General features: G+C 68.7%; 11 protein-coding genes. 8 read left to right on the top strand and 3 right to left on the bottom strand.

The window, feature by feature from the left end; all coding sequences use genetic code 11:
* From VD972_RS19835 to VD972_RS19820, 4 genes are all read left to right on the top strand, one after another.
* Positions 1-3,167: hypothetical protein (locus tag VD972_RS19835; protein ID WP_324989280.1), on the top strand; the 3,167-nt coding region annotated here is incomplete at its 5' end.
* A 98-nt stretch (positions 3,168-3,265) separates the two neighbouring features.
* A complete protein-coding gene (locus tag VD972_RS19830; RefSeq protein WP_324989279.1) occupies positions 3,266-4,780 on the top strand; it encodes a class I SAM-dependent DNA methyltransferase in 1,515 nt (504 codons plus the stop codon).
* Positions 4,770-6,116 carry a restriction endonuclease subunit S gene (locus tag VD972_RS19825; protein ID WP_324989278.1) on the top strand — a complete coding sequence of 449 codons (1,347 nt, stop codon included), beginning with the start codon at positions 4,770-4,772 and terminating at the stop codon, positions 6,114-6,116. Before VD972_RS19830 ends, VD972_RS19825 begins: the two co-directional genes overlap by 11 nt.
* Positions 6,113-7,741: a hypothetical protein gene (locus tag VD972_RS19820; protein ID WP_324989276.1), complete on the top strand. Its 1,629-nt coding sequence runs from the start codon at positions 6,113-6,115 to the stop codon at positions 7,739-7,741. Before VD972_RS19825 ends, VD972_RS19820 begins: the two co-directional genes overlap by 4 nt.
* Before the next feature lie 15 nt (positions 7,742-7,756).
* Here VD972_RS19820 and VD972_RS19815 read toward each other — a convergent pair whose 3' ends face one another.
* Both VD972_RS19815 and VD972_RS19810 read right to left on the bottom strand, forming a co-directional pair.
* Positions 7,757-8,488 (bottom strand): signal protein, encoded by a 732-nt coding sequence (locus VD972_RS19815; RefSeq protein WP_324989274.1) that lies wholly within the window; start codon positions 8,486-8,488, stop codon positions 7,757-7,759.
* 5 nt (positions 8,489-8,493) lie between these two features.
* Positions 8,494-9,219 carry a HEAT repeat domain-containing protein gene (locus VD972_RS19810; protein ID WP_324989272.1) on the bottom strand — a complete coding sequence of 242 codons (726 nt, stop codon included), beginning with the start codon at positions 9,217-9,219 and terminating at the stop codon, positions 8,494-8,496.
* Between the two features lie 187 nt (positions 9,220-9,406).
* Here VD972_RS19810 and alaS point away from each other — a divergent pair, with 187 nt between their 5' ends.
* The 4 genes from alaS (at position 9,407) to VD972_RS19790 (ending at position 15,950) form a co-directional block, all read left to right on the top strand.
* Positions 9,407-12,094, top strand: coding sequence for an alanine--tRNA ligase (gene alaS / locus VD972_RS19805; protein ID WP_324989270.1), 2,688 nt, complete (start codon positions 9,407-9,409; stop codon positions 12,092-12,094).
* Positions 12,091-12,726, top strand: coding sequence for a DUF4352 domain-containing protein (locus VD972_RS19800; protein WP_324989268.1), 636 nt, complete (start codon positions 12,091-12,093; stop codon positions 12,724-12,726). Before alaS ends, VD972_RS19800 begins: the two co-directional genes overlap by 4 nt.
* Before the next feature lie 22 nt (positions 12,727-12,748).
* On the top strand, positions 12,749-15,163 hold the full coding sequence (locus tag VD972_RS19795; protein ID WP_324989266.1) for a TIGR02266 family protein: 2,415 nt from the start codon (positions 12,749-12,751) through the stop codon (positions 15,161-15,163).
* 163 nt (positions 15,164-15,326) lie between these two features.
* Positions 15,327-15,950, top strand: a complete 624-nt coding sequence (locus VD972_RS19790; protein WP_324989264.1) for an outer membrane beta-barrel protein — start codon at positions 15,327-15,329, stop codon at positions 15,948-15,950.
* A gap of 24 nt (positions 15,951-15,974) precedes the next feature.
* Here the strand turns inward: VD972_RS19790 and VD972_RS19785 are convergent, their stop codons facing one another.
* Positions 15,975-17,315, bottom strand: coding sequence for a glutamate--cysteine ligase (locus VD972_RS19785; protein ID WP_324989262.1), 1,341 nt, complete (start codon positions 17,313-17,315; stop codon positions 15,975-15,977).
* Positions 17,316-17,349 lie beyond the last annotated feature (34 nt).

Below are 17,349 nucleotides of genomic sequence, written 5' to 3'. Positions count from 1 at the left end.
AGGACAAGACGGTCCTCAAGGTCACCGAGAACGCGAACTTGATCCCCGCGCTGGGTGACATCTTCGACACCCAGGCCACCGCCGCGGACCGCATCAGCGCGGGCCTGAAGCTGCTCACGGAGGTGGCCGGGCTCGTCCCCGAGGACCAGCTCTCGCCCCTGGTGACGAAGATCTTCGAAGGGCTGCCCGCGGCCACCCAGCTCGCGCAGACAGTGCTCGTCCTCCTGGACTCGAAGAAGAGCATCCCGGAGAAGGCCAAGGCCGCCCTCGAATTCGTCGTCGCCGCCAAGAGTGCGGCCGGCAAGCTGTTTCCCGACCTCGCCAACGATCTGCGAAAGCTCCAGTCCCGCCTGGCCGTCATTGGCTCTGCCCTCACCTTGCTGGATGGCAACGCCTCGTGGCGGGAGAAGGCCCAGGCCGTGGTGAAGCTGCTCGCCAACGCGAGGGAGCTGCTCGACGACCTCAACACGCTGAAGCGGTGGCTCACCGAGCGGGGTATCAAGGGTGTAGCCGAGATCATCGAGGAGGTGCGCAAGCTTCCCCCCTCGGCGTTGCACAGCGCGGACGCCGTCACGGACGTCGAGTCCAAGGTGGTGCAGGAGCTCCCCGCCAATGACGCCGAGCAGCTGAAGCGGCTGGTGGTCGATCCAAAGCTGGAGAAGTCGCTGCCCAAGCTGATGGAGGCCGTGAAGGGCACGACGGCCACCCACACCCTCATCGATGTGCTCGCCAAGGTGAATCCCGCAGTCTGCCCGGCGGTGGTCGCGGCCCTCTCCGGCCTGGAGCACGGGGTGCTCAACAAGCTCCTCGCCAGCACCACCGCCAGCGGGAAGCCCCTGGCGCAGGCCTTCGCCGAGCTGATGGCCAGGCTCCCCGAGTCGTCTCGGGAGTCTCTCGGAAAGCTGATCGCGGACTTCGACGACGAGGCCCTGAAGTGCTTCCTCAAGTGCGCCGAGCCCGTGGACAGCAAGATCCTCGGTACCTTTCTCGAGTTCGCCGCCAAGAACTTCGACTCGAAGGTGGCGAGCGGGATGTCGAAGGCGCTGCTCAAGGCGCTCAAGGAGGCCGACCGGATCTTTGGAAAAGTCGGCCTCAAGCTGGGCAAGGAGGTTGCCGGCAAGATCTTCAAGGGGCTGGCCAAGATGGTGCCGGTCGCCGGCGCCGTCCCCGCTGCGCTGGCGGTCTGGGACAACGCGAAGCTCGCCGTGGATCCCAGCGTCCCACCGGAGCTTCGCTACCTGGCGAGCCTGAGCGGCTCCCTCAATGCCGTGGATGCGGTGCTCGGCATCATCGAGGTGCTGGGCGTCACCAACGTGGACCTGCCCATCCAGCTCGCCCTGGGCGCGGCTGAGCTCCTCCTGGATCTCGTCATCTTCTCCCAGCTGGAGAAGTTCAAGGCCAACCCGAAGAGCTACAAGGCGCCAGACTGGTTGGATGCGCTCATTGCCGCCACGGCCCTGGCCAGCAGCCCCCATGGCATGGTCCTGTTGGTGGCCACCTTCGGCGTCGCGGGGGCTGAGCGGAAGCTCCTCAAGGCCGCGGCGATGGGAGGGAAGCTGGGCATCGCGGCCGGAGAGCAGCTCGCCACCTCCGCCGCCAACGAGACGGGCCGCCAGCTGAAGATGACCGGCGCGATGCTCCACGGGCTCGCGGAGCTCATCCGCAACCCCGGGAAGTACCTGGACATCCTCAACGTCAAGATCGATCAGGCGGTAGCCACGGTGAAGGCCACGGGCGAGAAGGCCTGGGCCGTGATCAACAGCGTGGCCATGAAGGCCGCGGACGCGGTGGTGTACGTCATCAACAAGGGGGGCGAGCTGGCCTCCCAGGCCTGGACGTTGATGAAGGAGGCCCTGGCCGAGCTGCGCCAGCGCTGGGAGCAGGGCATCGAGATCCTCCGGTCGATTGCCCAGAACCCGGGCCAGTTCGCCGAGCTGGCCATCGAGGCCCTCAAGAGCCTGGTGCAGGAGGGCCTGCTCCTGGCCACGGCCGCCGCCAAGAAGATGGTCCAGCTCGGGCTCGCCGCGCTCGGCAAGCTGCACGACTTCTACCTGGATGCCAAGCAGCGCATCAAGAAAGGCTTCGAGAAGGCGGTGGCCGCGACGAAGGAGGCCTTCAACCAGGCGGTGGACTACGCCCTCCAGAAGGGCCTGCAGTGCCTGGAGACGCTGCGCTGGGTGCTCAACAACCCCGGCACCGCCGCGAGGATGGTGAAGGACAAGCTCGTGAAGGTGATCACCGGCGTGGGCCAGGCCGCAAAGCAGGCGTTCAAGATGCTCGTGGATCTGGGCAAGGCCGGCCTCGAGCATGTGACGAAGGCGATCACGGCCCTCAAGGAGAAGGCCGAGGAGGGACTGAAGCTCATCGTCTGGGTGGCGCAGAACCCGGGCCAGGCGGCCAAGCAGGTGGTGCAGGCCGCCGTGGGCGCCGTCAAGGACCTGGCCGAGGGCGCCACCGAGCTTGCCAAGAGCGCGGTGAACAAGCTGGTGCAGTTCGCCGAGGGACAGCTGGAGGTCGCCAAAGAGGCGCGGGCCGTCATCATCGATCTCATCAAGCAAGGCAAGGCGGCGGGAGAGCGCATCCTCGAGGCGTGGAAGGTCAACCTGACCGAGGGCGGCAAGGCGGTCCTTGCCGGGCTCAAGGATGTGGGGGATGCCGGCGCGGAGGCGCTCGGCCGCGCCGTCGCCAAGGGCGGCCAGCTGGTCCAGGAGGGGCTGAAGCACCTCGAGGCCCTGATGCGCAAGGGTGCTCAGGCGGCATTCAAGGCGCTCGACAGCCTGGCGCGCAAGGGCGGCGCGCTGGCGCGGAGTGCGCTCGAGACCCTCAAGCGATCCGCGCCCGTGCAGTTTGCCACCCGCGTCTTCGACACGCTCATGCAGGTCGGCAACCGCAAGGACGTGAAGGACTTCCTGCACGCCACTGAGAACGCTTTCAAGGTCGTCGCGCGGGCCTACGACAGCGGCGGCCTCACGGCGGTGGCGCAGCTCGTGGGCCGCACCGGGCTCGACATCGGCAGCCACCTCGTCGCCACGCTCTGGGCGCAGCGGCGGAGGCTGGCCAAGGCGATCGACAGCGTGACGGAGTTTGCCCAGGCGTTCATCAGCCACTTCACCCTCGCCGAGCTGGAGCAGATCCTGGGCGTGGACATCCCCCTTGTGGGTAACTAGAGGACCCAGCGCACTCGCCCGGTCAGCGTGCGCGCTCCCGCGGTGCTACGATCGGGATGCTTTACCAGGGGGGGATGTTGACCAAGAACTCAGCACCCATGGGACTGAAAAAAGGCCAGACGCCCAGCGCATCGAAGGGCACCGGCGTCATGGATCTGGTCAAGGAGCTCTGGCAGGCCGCCGTCACGCTCCGCGGATCCATCGAGCCTGCCGAGTACAAGCGGTTCGTCCTGCCGCTCATCTTCCTGCGCTTCCTCTCGCTCCGGATTGAGCACCACCGGCCCGGTGCCCTCCCTGTGCCCAGAAAGGCCCGCTGGAGCGAGCTGCTCGCGCATGCCGGCGATGACGACATCAAGGCCCGGCTCGATGACGCCCTGGAGGCCCTGGAGAAGGCGTATCCGGACCGGCTGCGCGGCCTGCTGCCGCGGCTCTACGCCGCGTCCAACATGGACCGGCACAACGTGACGCGGTTGCTCCACCTGTTCTCCCGCGATGTGTTCACGCAGGAGCACGGCGGGGAAGACCTTCTGGGCCGCGTCTACGAGTACTTCATCGGTGAGTTCGCCTCCTCGGAGGGAAAGCGCGGCGGCGAGTACTTCACGCCCGCCAGCATCGTGCGGCTGCTCGTCGCCATGCTGGAGCCCCGGCGCGGCGTCGTCTACGACCCCTGCTGTGGCTCCGGCGGCATGTTCGTGCAGACGGACCTCTTCGCGAAGCACAGCCGCCAGCTCTCGTTCTTCGGCCAGGAGAGCAAGGAGTTCACCTACCGGCTCTGCCGGATGAACCTGTTCATCCACGGCCTCGAGGGAGACATCCGCCTGGGCAACACCTACTCGGATGACCGGCACCCCAAGCTGAAGGCGGACTACATCCTGTCCAACCCCCCTTTCAATGATGGCTCGAAGGGTCGCGAGGGCTGGGGGGCCAACCAGCTCTCCGAGGACGAGCCGCGCCGGGTGATCGCCGGGAAGAAGATGCCGCTCTCCCCGCGCAACGCGAACCCCATGTGGATGATGCACTTCCTGTATCACCTCAAGGACGGCGGCACGGCGGGGTTCGTGATGGCGGCGGGGGAGCTGTCCAACAACCAGACCGGGCGGCTCGAGGTGCGCACGGCGCTCGTCGAGGCCGACTTCGTGGACTGCGTGGTCCAGCTCTCCACGCAGCTCTTCGCCAACACGCAGATCCCTTGCACGCTCTGGTTCCTCTCGAAGTCGCGCACCGGCGGGAAGGCGAGCCGCAGACGGCTGGGAGAGATCCTGTTCATTGACGGGCGCTCGCTGGGTGCGCTGATTCCGGGGTCCCGCAGGCAGAAGCAGCTCAGCGACGAGGAGGTGGAGCGCATCGCCTCCGTCTACCGGGAGTTCCGCCTCACGGCTCGTCCCCAGGAGGTGCCAGGGTTTGCCAGGGTGGCCAGCCTCCAGGAGGTGCGGGACCAGGGCTACGCCCTCACGCCGGGGCGATACGTGGAGGCGGCAGATGTGGAGGAGGCCGAGGACTTCGAGGAGCGGCTGCCCAGGCTGACCGCGCAGTTGGAGCAGCAACTCGCCCGGGCCCAGGAGTTGGACGAGCGGCTGCGCACACTCGTGAAGGAGCTCAGCCGTGGGCAGTGAGCACAAGGCCGTGACGCTCGACGAGCTGTGTGAGTTCCGAGCCGGAGTCGCCTTCCCCCATCGGTTCCAGGGACGCTCCAGAGGCGAGTTCCCGTTCCTCAAGGTCAGTGACCTGAGCCGCCCGGGCAACGAGCTGTTCATCGTGGGGGCGGAGAACTCGGTGGACACCCAGGCGGCCGCGGAGCTGCGGGGCAGACCCGTTCCAGCGGGCTCGGTCATCTTCGCGAAGATCGGCGAGGCGATCCGCCACAACCGCAAGCGGCTGACGAAGCGCCCGATCCTCCTGGACAACAACCTCATGGCGGCGGTCCCGCGCGAGGGCGTGGAGCCCAGATTCCTCTACTATCTGCTCTGCACGCTCAACTTCGAGGAGCTGATCGAGGGCTCGGCGCTGCCGTACCTCAAGGCGTCCGCCCTGGGGCGAATCGAGCTCGAGCTGCCTCCGCTCCCGCTCCAGCGGCGCATCGCAGACATTCTTGGGACGCTCGACGAGCGGATCGAGCTCACCCGGCAGCTCAACCTCACGCTGGAGGCCCTGGCCTCGACGCTGTTCCAGTCGTGGTTCGTCGACTTCTACCCCGTCGTAGCGAAGTCCGAGGGACACCCGCCGCTCGGGATGGGCGACGAAGTCGCAGCGCTGTTCCCGGATGACTTCGCCATGACGAACGAGGGCCCGGTGCCGAGCGGCTGGCGCTGGGGAACACTCGGTGACGTCGCCCGCCAGTTCCGCGAGGTCGTCGACCCAGGTCAGCTCGAGGGCTCGACGCCCTACATCGGCCTGGAACACATGCCGCAGAGATCCATCGCCCTCTCCCAGTGGGGCACGGCCACGGAGGTGCAGAGCCCGAAGTGCAGGTTCCGAGCAGGCAACCTCCTGTTCGGCAAGCTGCGCCCCTACTTCCATAAGGTGGGGATCGCCCCGGTGGACGGCGTCTGCTCCACCGACATCGTCGTCGTGGAGCCCACGGACCCGGCCTTCTACAGCCTCGTGCTCGGCCACCTCTCCAGCGTCGAGTTCGTGAGCTTCACCGACTCCGGCTCCGACGGCACGCGGATGCCGCGAACGAGCTGGGAGCGCATGGCCCGCTACCCGATCGCCCTCCCGGATCCGAGGTGCGCCGAAGCGCTCAACCGGCTCATGCGGCCGCTCCTCGACAAGCTCCACGCCAACGTCCAGGAAGGCCGCACGCTCGCAGCGCTTCGCGACCTCCTCTTGCCCCAGCTCCTCTCGGGCGAGCTCGAGCTGCCTGACGCGCAGCCCTCCCAGGGACACTCGGAGCGTCTGCCCCCGGTCTTGGCGGAGCGGGACCGGGTGGCCTACCCTCAGGACCCATGAATCGCGCATCGATCCGCTGGCTCTCAGGATGGGTCCTCCTGGCCATCCTGGGGCCTGCCGTGGCGTTTGCGTGCTCACTCTCGCCTCATACGCCATGGACGAAGCGCAGCGGCAACGGGCGCTTCACGCTCGAGGTGCAGGGAGCAGCAGGGAAACCGAAGAACATGCGCTTCACCCAGGGCCCTGTGCCTCTCACGCTCCGCAATGCTCGAGGCAAGGTGCTCTGGAAGCAGGACGTCTCCTACGTCTACCCCAGTGAGGCCCTCATCTCCCCCAGCGGCCGGCACGTGGCGATCGTCAGCCAAGGAGGCTCTGTCCTCTTGTACGGGCCGAAGGGGAAGCAGATCGGCACCTGGGACATCGCAGCCTCGCTCACGAAGGCCGAGCAGGCCCGCATCCCACTGACTTCGTGCGGCCCCATGTTCCTGGGCGGCGCCTCCTTCAAGGGCGAGCTGCTCGAGCTGTCCGTGCGCACCGGCGGCATGCTCCCCCCCACCGAGCCCCAGCCTCCGGGGATACTCCTCCGCCTCAATCCCGAGACACGCAAGCTCACCCGGGTCATCACTGGAAACGCGCCGAAGCTCCCCGAGCTCCTCGAGCGCTGGCGGACCACCCCCGCTGGAAGCGAGCGCACTGCCCTCCTGGAGGAGCTCTCCATCCGGGCCAGCAGCGCCAGCAAGCCGGGCGCGCACCCCGAGCTGCGCAGCTTCTGGGTGGAGCTCTCCACGACGAGTGCTCAGCAAGAGGAGCGGGTTGCCGCCGTGAGGGGGCTTCAGCTTATCGGGACGGACGACGAGGTCCGCGGCCTGGCCACGCTCCCAGAGGAGGACCTGGGCACCGAGGTCCTCGGGGCGCTCGATGCCAGGCTGCCTCGGGAGGCCGAGGCCTATGCGATGCGCCTCCTGGAGAAGCCTTCCCTCTCCGAGGAGCTGCGCAAGGCCGCGGTGGCCTACCTGCTCGGCCGGAAGGGGGCGGTAGCGGAGCGCGGCCTCGCGCTGGGGCTGCGCGATGCCTCCCCGCAGGTGCGCGAGAGCGCCATCACGGAGCTCGCGAAGAAGCCACCCACGGCAGCACTCTTCGAGCAGCTCCTTCCCCTCTGCCAGGATCCCGATACCCGGCTCCGCAGCCGGGTGGTCGAGTTCCAGCTGCTCCTGCTGGAGGGGCGCGGACCCGAGCGCAAGGCTCTCCTCGCGGCCCTGCGCCGCGCTGAGGCCAGCGGGAAGCTGGAGCCCTTCCCGGAGGGGTGGATCATCCTGGGAGGGCTCGCGGATCTCGAGGGCAAGCACCCCCGGGCGCTGGAGCTCTATGAGAAGGGCGTGAAGGGCCTGTCCTCCTTGTCCGCGGAGACGCGCTCACGGGGTACCACGGAGCTCCTGTTCGAGGCGCTGCTGCAGCTGGCGATCGAGGCGAAGACGAAGGGCCAGGAGGACGAGCTCGCGCAGCGAGTCCACGACGTGCTAGCCGTCCCAAACTCCCAGAACTTCTATGTCTCCGCGCCCAAGCCCAATCGCTATGCGCGCGCCGAGGATCCTGCAGCCAGAAAGGGCGCCGAGGAGCGGAAGTCCGCCATGCTGATCGCGAAGGAGCTCGTCCTCAAGCCGAAGCCGGCGGGCCACCGGCACTGAGCAGGCCCGAGCCCCTCACAGCCGGCTCTTGATCCGCGACTCCAGCGTGCGCAGGTCCTCCAGCCACTCGCTCTTGACGCCCTCCTGCTGCGCACGCTCCAGCGCGTGCGAGAGCACCAGCACGTCATCTTCCACTTGCTTGCGCAGCACATGCATCATGCCCCGCGTCGCGTCGAAGATGTCCTTCAGCTCGTCCGTGTCGCGCAGCCCGTACGGCGGCGGGCGGATCGTCCCGCTGGCCACGTCCTTCACCATGCGCCGGATGCGCATCAGCGGCCCGGCCACCCGGTGCGTGAGCACGATGCTGACCAGGGTGATCAAGGAGATGAAGCCCACCAGGGTGCCCATGAACACCAGCCACATGATGCGCTGGCGCCGCACCAGCTCCGCCCGCTGCGCCACGATGGCCGCCCGCTCGGCCTCGAAGCGCTCGTCGATCGTCCTGGAGGTGGCCTCCAGCTGCGCCACGAAGACCGGATCCCCCATCTTCTTGATCAGCTCGTTGGAGAGCGTGGCGTTGGACAGCTCGCGGCTGGCCTCCGCGGCGCGCGAGCGGGACTCCAGCGAGTGGCTGGCCTCGTCCAGCAGCGCCTGAGTGTTCCGGTACAGGAACACTCCCAGCACCCCCGCCAGCACCACCGTCGTCGTGATGAGGTACGCCGCGAACTTGAGCTGGAACTTCGGCTCGATGAGGAAGTTGCGCCACTGGCGCCTCTTGCTTCCAGCCTGCTGCGGATCTCGAGACATGGGGTTCAGGTACTCCACTCGAAGGTTTGCGCGACATCCTCGATGGCCTTGGGCACCAGCGCCTTGAGGAGTGCGTCGGGCCCGGCCCCGGCGGCTTGCACGTCCACCTGACCGAGCAGCGCCAGATCCGGGTAGGTGAGACAGAGGAGGGCCAGGCGCAACCCGCCGCCCTCCGTGTTCTGGATCTCCACATTGAGCTGGAAACCAGAGATCCGGTGCTTCTTCAACACACCCTTGGCGGCCTTCTTTGCCTCCTTGGGAGGCGCCAGCAGCGCTCCTGTATGGATGAGCCTCCGCCGCAGGCGCTCCTCCGTGATCTTCAACAGCTCCGGAGACAGCGAGCCCGTCTTGTCCTTCACTCCCAGGAAGGCCACGTAGAGGCGCGGGGGACGGGCCTTGAACGCCTCCAGGATCTTGATGGCCTCGCGGACGGCCGACAGCGTGGCCGCGTCCGTCTCCTTGTGCTTCTTGAGGCACTCCAGGCCGGAGGACTCCTTCAGCGTCGCCAGCCCCTTGGCGGCGGCGGCCCGGACGAGCTCGCTCGCATCCCCGAGCCCCGAGCACAGCGGGCGGACGGCCTCGGGCTCCTCGGTGGCCCCCAGCACCAGCGCCGCCTGGGAGCGCGCACGCGGATCCTTGCCGTTCTCCAGCTGCTTGGTGAGGAACGCCACGCGCGCGTCCACCTGCGCCAGGGCAGGCAGGGCCAACAGCAGGAGCGCAACGGGCAGCATCCGCATAGGTCAGCCGCGCAGTTTAGCGCACCCTGAGCACCCTCTGGAATGATCTCCGAGACTTCCCTACCCCCCCTGGTGAGAGGGGGGCTCCCGGCGCCCTCTGCTGATGCCCGGCTGCTGGCCGGGCGGGGGGAGGTCAGCAAGAACTCCTGCGAGGCGCCCTCTTGTGGCATATACCCACACCATGCCTTCCGCTCTTACCGCCTCCCAGATCCGCGAGGCGTTCCTCCAGTTCTTCGAGGAGCGCGGCCATCGCCGCATCGCCTCGTCCTCTCTTGTCCCGCAGAACGACCCGACCCTGCTGTTCACCAACGCGGGCATGGTCCAGTTCAAGGACGTGTTCACCGGCCGCGAGAAGCGCGACTACAGCCGCGCCACCACCTCGCAGAAGTGCGTGCGCGCCGGTGGCAAGCACAACGATCTCGACAACGTGGGCTACACGGCTCGGCACCACACGTTCTTCGAGATGCTCGGCAACTTCTCCTTCGGCGACTACTTCAAGGCGGACGCCATCGCCTACGGATGGGAGTTCGTCACGAAGACGCTGGGGCTGGACACCCAGCGCCTGGCCGTCACCGTGTTCAACGGCGAGGGGGGCATCCCCTGGGACGAGGAGGCCTTCGAGCTGTGGGCGAAGCAGGGCGTGCCCCGCGATCGCATCTACAAGCTCGGCCTCAAGGACAACTTCTGGGCGATGGGTGACACGGGCCCGTGCGGCCCGTGCTCGGAGATCCACTTCCACCAGGGCGATGACATCCCCTGCGCCGAGGTCGTCGCGGGCAAGGCATGCCAGGGCGTGGCGTGCGACTGTGACCGGTGGCTGGAGATCTGGAACCTGGTGTTCATGCAGTTCGAGCGCAAGGAGAAGGACGCGCCGCTCATCCCGCTGCCCAAGCCGTCCATCGACACGGGTGCGGGGCTGGAGCGCATCGCCTCCGTCGTCCAGGGCAAGCGCTCCAACTACGACACGGATCTGTTCCAGGGCATCCTCTCCAAGGTGAGCGAGCTGGCGGGCAAGCCCTACACCCAGGAGGGTGGGGCCTCCATGCGCGTCATCGCAGACCACAGCCGCGCCGCCGCGTTCCTCATCTCGGACGGCGTTCAGCCCTCCAACGAGGGCCGCGGCTACGTGCTGCGCCGCATCATGCGCCGCGCCATCCGCCACGGCTCGCTGCTGGGGCTGGACGAGGTGTTCTTCTTCAAGGTGGTGGACCGCGTCATCGAGCTGATGGGCGACGCCTACCCCGAGCTGCGCGAGAGCCGCACGTTCCTCATCGAGGTCTCCCGCCATGAGGAGGAGTCCTTCCGGAAGACGCTGCACCGCGGCCTGAAGATGATCGAGGAGGAGATCGCCCGGCTGAAGGAGAGCGGCGGCAAGATCATCTCCGGCGAGGCGACGTTCTTCCTCCACGACACGCACGGCTTCCCGTGGGACCTGACCCAGATCATCGCCCGCGAGAGCGGCTTGGACATCGACGAGGAGAAGTACAAGGAGATCATGCGCAACCCGCGCGGCGCGGGGGGTGGCAAGCTCACCGATGCCAAAGCGGTCGAGGCCGTCTACCTGAAGCTGGTGGAGCGGCTGGGGCCCACCGAGTTCCTCGGCTACGAAGGAGAGGGCCACGAGGGTGAGGGCTCCGTGCGCGCCATCGTCAAGGACGGCCAGGAGCTTCAGCAGGCCACGGCGGGCGACACGGTGGAGCTGGTGCTGGACCGGACGCCCTTCTACGGCGAGTCCGGCGGCCAGATCGGTGACACCGGCCGCATCACCGGCCACGGGGGCAAGGCCGTGGCGCAGGTGCTGGACGCGCAGCGCCCGGTGCAGGGCCTCACCGTCCACAAGGTAGAGGTGAAAGAGGGCACGCTCAAGCTGGGCGACATGGTGCAGGCCGGCGTAGACGGCGAGCGGCGCAAGGCCATCCGCGCCAACCACTCGGCCACGCACCTGATGCACAAGGCGCTCAAGCTGGTGCTGGGTGACCACGTGAAGCAGGCCGGCTCCGTGGTGGCGCCGGACTACCTGCGCTTCGACTACTCGCACTTCGCGGTGCCCACGCCCGAGCAGCTCGATCAGGTGGAGGATCTCGTCAACGGCTGGATCCGCGAGAACGCCGAGTCCCAGACGCGCATGATGAAGCTGGACGAGGCGAAGAAGTCCGGCGCCGTGGCCATGTTCGGTGAGAAGTACGGAGAGGTGGTGCGCGTCGTCACCGTGCACCCGCAGTCCACCGAGCTGTGTGGCGGCACGCACGTGCGGCGCAGCGGTGACATTGGCCTGTTCAAGATCGTCAGCGAGAGCGGCATCGCCTCGGGCGTGAGGCGCGTCACGGCCGTCACCGGCGTGGGCGCCCTCCAATACCTGCGAGAGACGGAGCGCGAGCTGCGCAAGGCGGCCGAGCTGCTGAAGACCAGCCCCAAGGAGCTGGTCAAGCGGGTGGAGGCCACCCAGAAGCGTGTGAAGGAGCTGGAGAAGAAGGTCGAGGAGGTCGCGGTCAAGGCGCAGACGGCCTCCAGCAAGGACCTGCTCGACCAGGCGCGCGAGGTGAACGGCATGAAGGTGCTGGCCACCCGAATCGACCCGGCGGACGACAAGGTCTACCGCGGTCTCGCCGACCAGCTGCGCGACCGGATCCGCTCGGGCGTCATCGCCATCGGCGGCGAGAAGGACGGCAAGGCGCTCATCCTCGTGGCCGCCACCAAGGACGTGGTGGCCAGGGGCTTCAGCGCCGGCGACCTGGTGCGCGAGATGGCCAAGGAGGTGGGCGGCAAGGGCGGTGGCAAGGCGGACATGGCGCAGGCGGGCGGTCCAGACGCCTCCAAGATCCCCGCGGCGCTGGACAAGCTGTACCAGCTGGTCAAGGACCACGCATGAGCGGGCGTCCCTCTCTGTCCCCGATGCTCCTGGTGGCGGCCCTCGCATGGGGCTGCACGAAGAACGAGGCTCCGCCCCAGCAGGAGGACCGCACGCTCGCCAAGCTGCGCGCCGAGGCGGACCGTGTGGGGAAGGGAGGGGCTCCCTCGGGCCCTCCGCAGACTCAGGCTCCCGAGGAGCCCAACGCAGGCCTCGCGGACCTGGCCACGGCGGACGAGGGTGCCTCGGAGCGGAAGCTGAAGCTGCCCGAGCCCAACGACACGAAGCACGTGGACACCGTGGCGGTGAAGCTCACGGGCCTGAAGTCCTCGCACTCGGTCAAGGGAGGAAAGCTGAGCCTCACCTCCGAGGAGCTGTTCCTCCGCGTGCAGCTCGTCATGCAGAACGTGGGCAAGGCCCCGGCTCCGGTGACACTGGAGGGGGCGCGGCTGGTGGACCCGGCGGGCAAGGAGTACGCGGTGGCCCGGGACGCGCAGATCACCGCCGGGACGCGCGAGCTGCGGCACACCTGGGGCCCTGACGAGCGCTCCGATGTGGTGCTCTTCTTCGAGATCCCCTCGTCGGCCGTCGAAGAGGGCCTGACGCTCGTGCTGCCGGCGACCAGCGGGGAAGTCCGCCTCGCACTTCGATGAGCTCCTCGTGAGGCGGTGAACGGTGACGGTCGCGCCCAAGCTCCTCCCACTGCGCATCCGCCTCCCGTACACCACGGAGGAGGAGTTCATCGAGAAGTACGGCTCGAACGTGGGGCGCGGGGGCGTGTTCATCGCCACCCGGGCTCTCAAGGAGAAGGGCACTGCGCTCGCCTTCGAGTTCGTCCTCGCGGACGGCACGCGGCTGCTTCGCGGCGAGGGTGTCGTCGTGAAGACCCAGGTCGATGAGGGCGGCGGGCGCTCCGGGATGACCGTGCGCTTCGCGAAGCTGGACGCGCAGAGCAAGGCGTTCATCGATCGCGTGGTGGCCTGGCGCAGCGGGGAGCCCACACCCCCGGCTCCCGTGCAGAGCTACCCCACAGTCCCCGCACCTACGACTGCCCCCGTGGAGGTCCCGAGCGCGCCGGCACCGGTGTCCACGGCTCCGCCGCCAGGGATGGTCCGCCGGAGTCCTCCTTCCGCACCTGCTGCTGCACCTCCCCCGGCAGCGTCGCCGCCTACGGCAGCCACTCCTCCTGCTCCCGCTCCCACTCCCCGAGCAGAACCACCTCGGGAGCCCAAAGCTCCGACGGTTCGGATGTGGGCCATTCCCTCCACTCCCTCCCCAGCCGAGCTGATACCGAGAGCTCCAGCGCCCGCGAAGCCCGTGGTCACTCTGCCCGCGGCTCCGAGCGAACCGCCCGAGCCACGCCCCTCGGAGGAACCGAGTCCGCGCCCGCAGCTCCTGGAGCCTCCTCGCGCTGATGCTCCACCCTCCCCCTCCGAGGATCTTCGCCGCGGCCCGGAGAGCAGAAGCCGCCGGAGGAGCATGCTCGATGTGCCGGCCATCGCGCCCGCAGCGCCCACTGTGTCCGAGGTGGTGCTCGGCATCGACGTGGGCACCACGCAGGCCCGCGTCGCCGTGTTCCATGAAGGAACGGTCCGGCTCATCCCCCTGGGAGGCGCTGACGCACGGAGCATCCCCTCCGCGCTGGCGGTGGACGCCGCGGGCCAGCTCCTCGTCGGGACGGCCGCGCTGGCCGAAGCCGAGCGAGCGCCGCGCCACGCTGCCATGGGTCTCAAGCGCCTGCTGGGACTGCGCGCGCGCTCGCCACGGCTTCGCAGCTTCGTGGGGCTCCCCTTCTCCGTCGCAGCCGATCCACGCGGCGATGCGGGGATCGAGCTCCGTGGGCGCGTCATCCCACTGGCCGAGTTCGCCACCCAGCTCCTGCGCGAACTCAAGTCCGCCGCCAGCGCATTCCTCGGCCGCGAGGCAGCGCGCGCGGTGCTGTGCGTCCCCTCCTACTTCGATGCCCGGCAGCGTGCAGCCCTGCGTGAGGCGGGCGAGCGCGCGGGCCTCCAGGTCCTGCGCGTGCTCAACGCTCCCGCAGCGGCAACGCTCGCCTATGGCCACGGCCGGGGCCTGGCACGCAAGCGCGTCCTCGTGGTGGACCTCGGCGGAGGAGGGCTCGAGGTCTCCGTCGTGCAGGTCACCGGCGATGACCTCGAGATCGTCACCACGGGGACGGATCCGACGCTCGGCGGCATGGACTTTGACGCGCGCATCGCCGAGGCCCTGCTGAGCGACCTGCGGAGTGCTGGCACGTCCACGCCAGAGCCCTCGCTCGACTGGGGCCCGCTGCGCTCCGCCGCCGAGGCCGCCAAGGTGCTCCTCAGCGATCAGGAAGAGGCCCCCGTCCAGCTCCGGGAAGGCGCCGGGCTTACCCTCAGCCGCGAGCGGGTGGAGGCCCTCACCGCGGACCTCGCCCAGCGCGTGACGGAGGCCACCCGCGAGGTGCTGGAGTCGAGCTCGCTCACGCCCCAGGGCCTGGATGCCGTGGTGCTCGTGGGCGGCCAGAGCCGGGCCCCGCTCGTGCGGCGGCGGCTCGAGGAGAGCCTCGGAGTACCGGTGCGCTCCGACGTGGATCCGCTCGGCGCCGGGGCACTGGGCGCGGCGCTCCTGGGGAACTCGCTGCTCGAGATCGACTCCGGCAAGCCAGGCGCCACCGTCTCGGATGTCCTCTCCGTGCCTCTGGGCGTGGCCGAGCGTGGGGGCACCCTCCGCCGCGTCTTCGAGCGCAACACCCGCCTGCCCGCGGAGAAGACGCTCGCGCTCCCCGTCACCCCGGGCTCGCTCTCCCTGGCGATCTTCCAGGGCTCCTCTCCCCTCGCCGCGGAGAACGAGTACCTGGGCGCGCTCCACTTCCAGCTCGAGCGCGCTGGCGAGGCCGAGCTCCAGTTCTCCCTCTCCCAGGACGGCATCCTCTCGCTGGCGGCCACGCTGCCCGGCGCGAAGCGCCAGCCGGTGACGCTCTCCACGGAGGACCTGGACGACGAGGCTCGAGACGCCCTCATGGCCCGCTCGCCCTTCGCCACGGAGACCAAGGAGAGCCCCGCCGGCCTCTTCTCCGGCCTGCGGAAGTTCTTCGGCAAGCGGTAGGCCGCCAGCTCGTCGCGCACGGCTTCCGGACAGCCGAGCCGCTGATCTTCTCCTCGGCCTCCTCCCAAACCCTCCACCCATCGAGAGCCCCTCACCTGCTCATTCGCTGCCCGCTGAGGGGCCGTGCCCAGATTGTCTCGTGAGCCACATTTTGGAGGACGCAATGACGATTCGATCGGTCATGGGAAGCCTGGCAGCCGCCACCCTGCTGTTCGCGGGTCCAGCGCTGGCACAGGTGGAGGCCCAGGAAGTAGATGAGAAGCTCAACTTCGAGCCCGAGCGGGCGGAGGTCGGTCTGGATGTCCGCCTCGGAGTCGGCGGGCTGACGGGCGAGGTGGGTGAGGACACGGGAACGGGTCCACTCCTGGGCATCGCGGCGGGAGCCCAGGTGTGGCCCGGACTCGGCGTGGAGATGGGCTACGAGGGGCAGCGCCTCCCCATTGATGACACGCTCGTGGGCGATGGCGAGGGCCTCTGGCGCCACAACCTCGGTGTGCTCGCCAAGGCGGGCCCCCTCATTGATGAGAAGTGGCGGCCCTTCGTCGGTGCAGGCCTGGGCCTGAGCTACATCAACCCCAGCGACGGCGCCGACCTCGTCTATGACACCGACTTCGTCCAGGAAGTGCCGCTCGCGGCCGGCGTGGACTACGACTTCGGCGCGATCTCCGCCGGAGCACGCGCCACCTACCGGGTGCTGTTCGGCGAGGGGTTCGCGGATGACCTCGGTGGGGCCAACGACGACGGCAACCTCTTCAACCTCGGCATCACGCTGGGCGGGCGCTTCTAGCCAGGCCCTGCCTCGGATCCGCGCCTAGAGCGCGAAGCGCGACAGCAACGCCTCCGGGCGCGGATCCTTCTCCCAGGCCTCCAGCACCGCCTGCCCAGGCGAGCGGCCCGAGGCGGCCACCCGCGCCAGCGGCTCTAGCACCGGCACGTCCTGAGGATCCAGGCGCTCCAGCCCGCGGCGGGCAATGGCCACCATCTCCCCGGCGAGCCGGTGCAGTTCGTGCTGTCCCAGCTTCCCGGCGAGCCCCTTCCGCCGCGCGGTGTCATGGAGGGCCAGGTGATCGGCGAGGGACAGCTTCGGCAGCAGCCGCTCGCCCTCCTCCAGCGCCGTCGAATCGTAGAGCAGGCCACGCCACAGCGCGCCAAGCGCGCCCGTCATCTCCGCCGAGCAACAGTCCGCGCCGCGCACCTCGATGACCTTCTTGAGCCGCACCTCGGGGAAGAGCGTGGACAGGTGATCCGTCCAGTCCCCCATGTCCGCGGGCTGGCCCTCGAACCCCTCCTTCATGAGCTGGCGGAAGGTGAGCTTCGGGTGGAGGTACTCGCCACTCCGGCGCAGGAAGAGCAGCGGCGCGTCCAGCGCCCACTCCACATAGGCGCGGTAGGAGAAGGAGCCCTCGAAGAAGGCGGGCAGGTAGCCACAGCGGGCGGGATCCACCTCCTCCCAGACGCGGTTGCGGAAGCTCATCCACTCCGAGGGCTTGCCCTCCACGATCGGGCTGTTGGCGTACAGGGCCACCATCAGCGGGGCCAGCCGCGCCACCAGCACCGTCTTCCGGACACAGTCCGCCTCGTCCGCCCAGTCGTACGAGGCCTGGCCCGTGGAGGTCATCAACATCATGTTGAGCGCCAGCCGCCCGCGCTCCGGCAGCGTGCGCCGCATGACTTTGTAGCGCGTCTTGGGCATCCACGGCATGTCCGCCGGGGTGCCAGAGGGCCGGTACCCCATCCCCACCAGCTGCAGCCCGAGCGCCTCGGCGGCGGCCTTCGCCTGGGACAGGTGCCTCAGGTTCTCCGCGTGGGCCTCGCGCGCGGTGAAGAAGGGGCTGCCAGACAGCTCGAGCTGACCGCCCGGCTCCAGCGACACCGTCTCGGTCCCCCGCTGGAGCGCGATGACGGGCGACTCCGGCGTCTCCCGGAACAGCGCATAGCCGCCCTGCGCCCCCAGCTTCTCCAGCAGCGCGCCGATGCCAGCCGGCCCCTCGTAGGGGACGGGTCGCGCGGCACCCTTCGGGTAGACGAACTTCTCGTGCTCGAGCCCCAGCCGGTGCTCGGCCCGCGGCTTCTCCGCGGCCCGGAAGACATCCACCAACGCGTCAATGGAGGTAATAGGGGCAGCAACTGCTCGTTTCAGATCCAGAGACATGGCCGCGCCTATATAACGTTCGGTGAACCCGCTG

The organism is Hyalangium sp. (assembly GCF_035629615.1).
Classification (GTDB): domain Bacteria; phylum Myxococcota; class Myxococcia; order Myxococcales; family Myxococcaceae; genus Hyalangium.
The sequence above is the reverse complement of the archived record's forward strand: the minus strand, read 5'-3'. Positions and strand labels throughout refer to the sequence as shown.

What these genes read in the sequence shown, in the direction of transcription:
- VD972_RS19810 (WP_324989272.1), bottom strand. Translation starts at nt 9,219, where the DNA reads ATGCTGCCCGTTGCGCTCCTGCTGTTGGCCCTGCCTGCCCTGGCGCAG.
- VD972_RS19785 (WP_324989262.1), bottom strand. Translation starts at nt 17,315, where the DNA reads ATGTCTCTGGATCTGAAACGAGCAGTTGCTGCCCCTATTACCTCCATT.
- VD972_RS19820 (WP_324989276.1), top strand. Translation starts at nt 6,113, where the DNA reads ATGAATCGCGCATCGATCCGCTGGCTCTCAGGATGGGTCCTCCTGGCC.
- VD972_RS19800 (WP_324989268.1), top strand. Translation starts at nt 12,091, where the DNA reads ATGAGCGGGCGTCCCTCTCTGTCCCCGATGCTCCTGGTGGCGGCCCTC.
- alaS (WP_324989270.1), top strand. Translation starts at nt 9,407, where the DNA reads ATGCCTTCCGCTCTTACCGCCTCCCAGATCCGCGAGGCGTTCCTCCAG.
- VD972_RS19790 (WP_324989264.1), top strand. Translation starts at nt 15,327, where the DNA reads ATGACGATTCGATCGGTCATGGGAAGCCTGGCAGCCGCCACCCTGCTG.
- VD972_RS19815 (WP_324989274.1), bottom strand. Translation starts at nt 8,488, where the DNA reads ATGTCTCGAGATCCGCAGCAGGCTGGAAGCAAGAGGCGCCAGTGGCGC.
- VD972_RS19830 (WP_324989279.1), top strand. Translation starts at nt 3,266, where the DNA reads ATGGGACTGAAAAAAGGCCAGACGCCCAGCGCATCGAAGGGCACCGGC.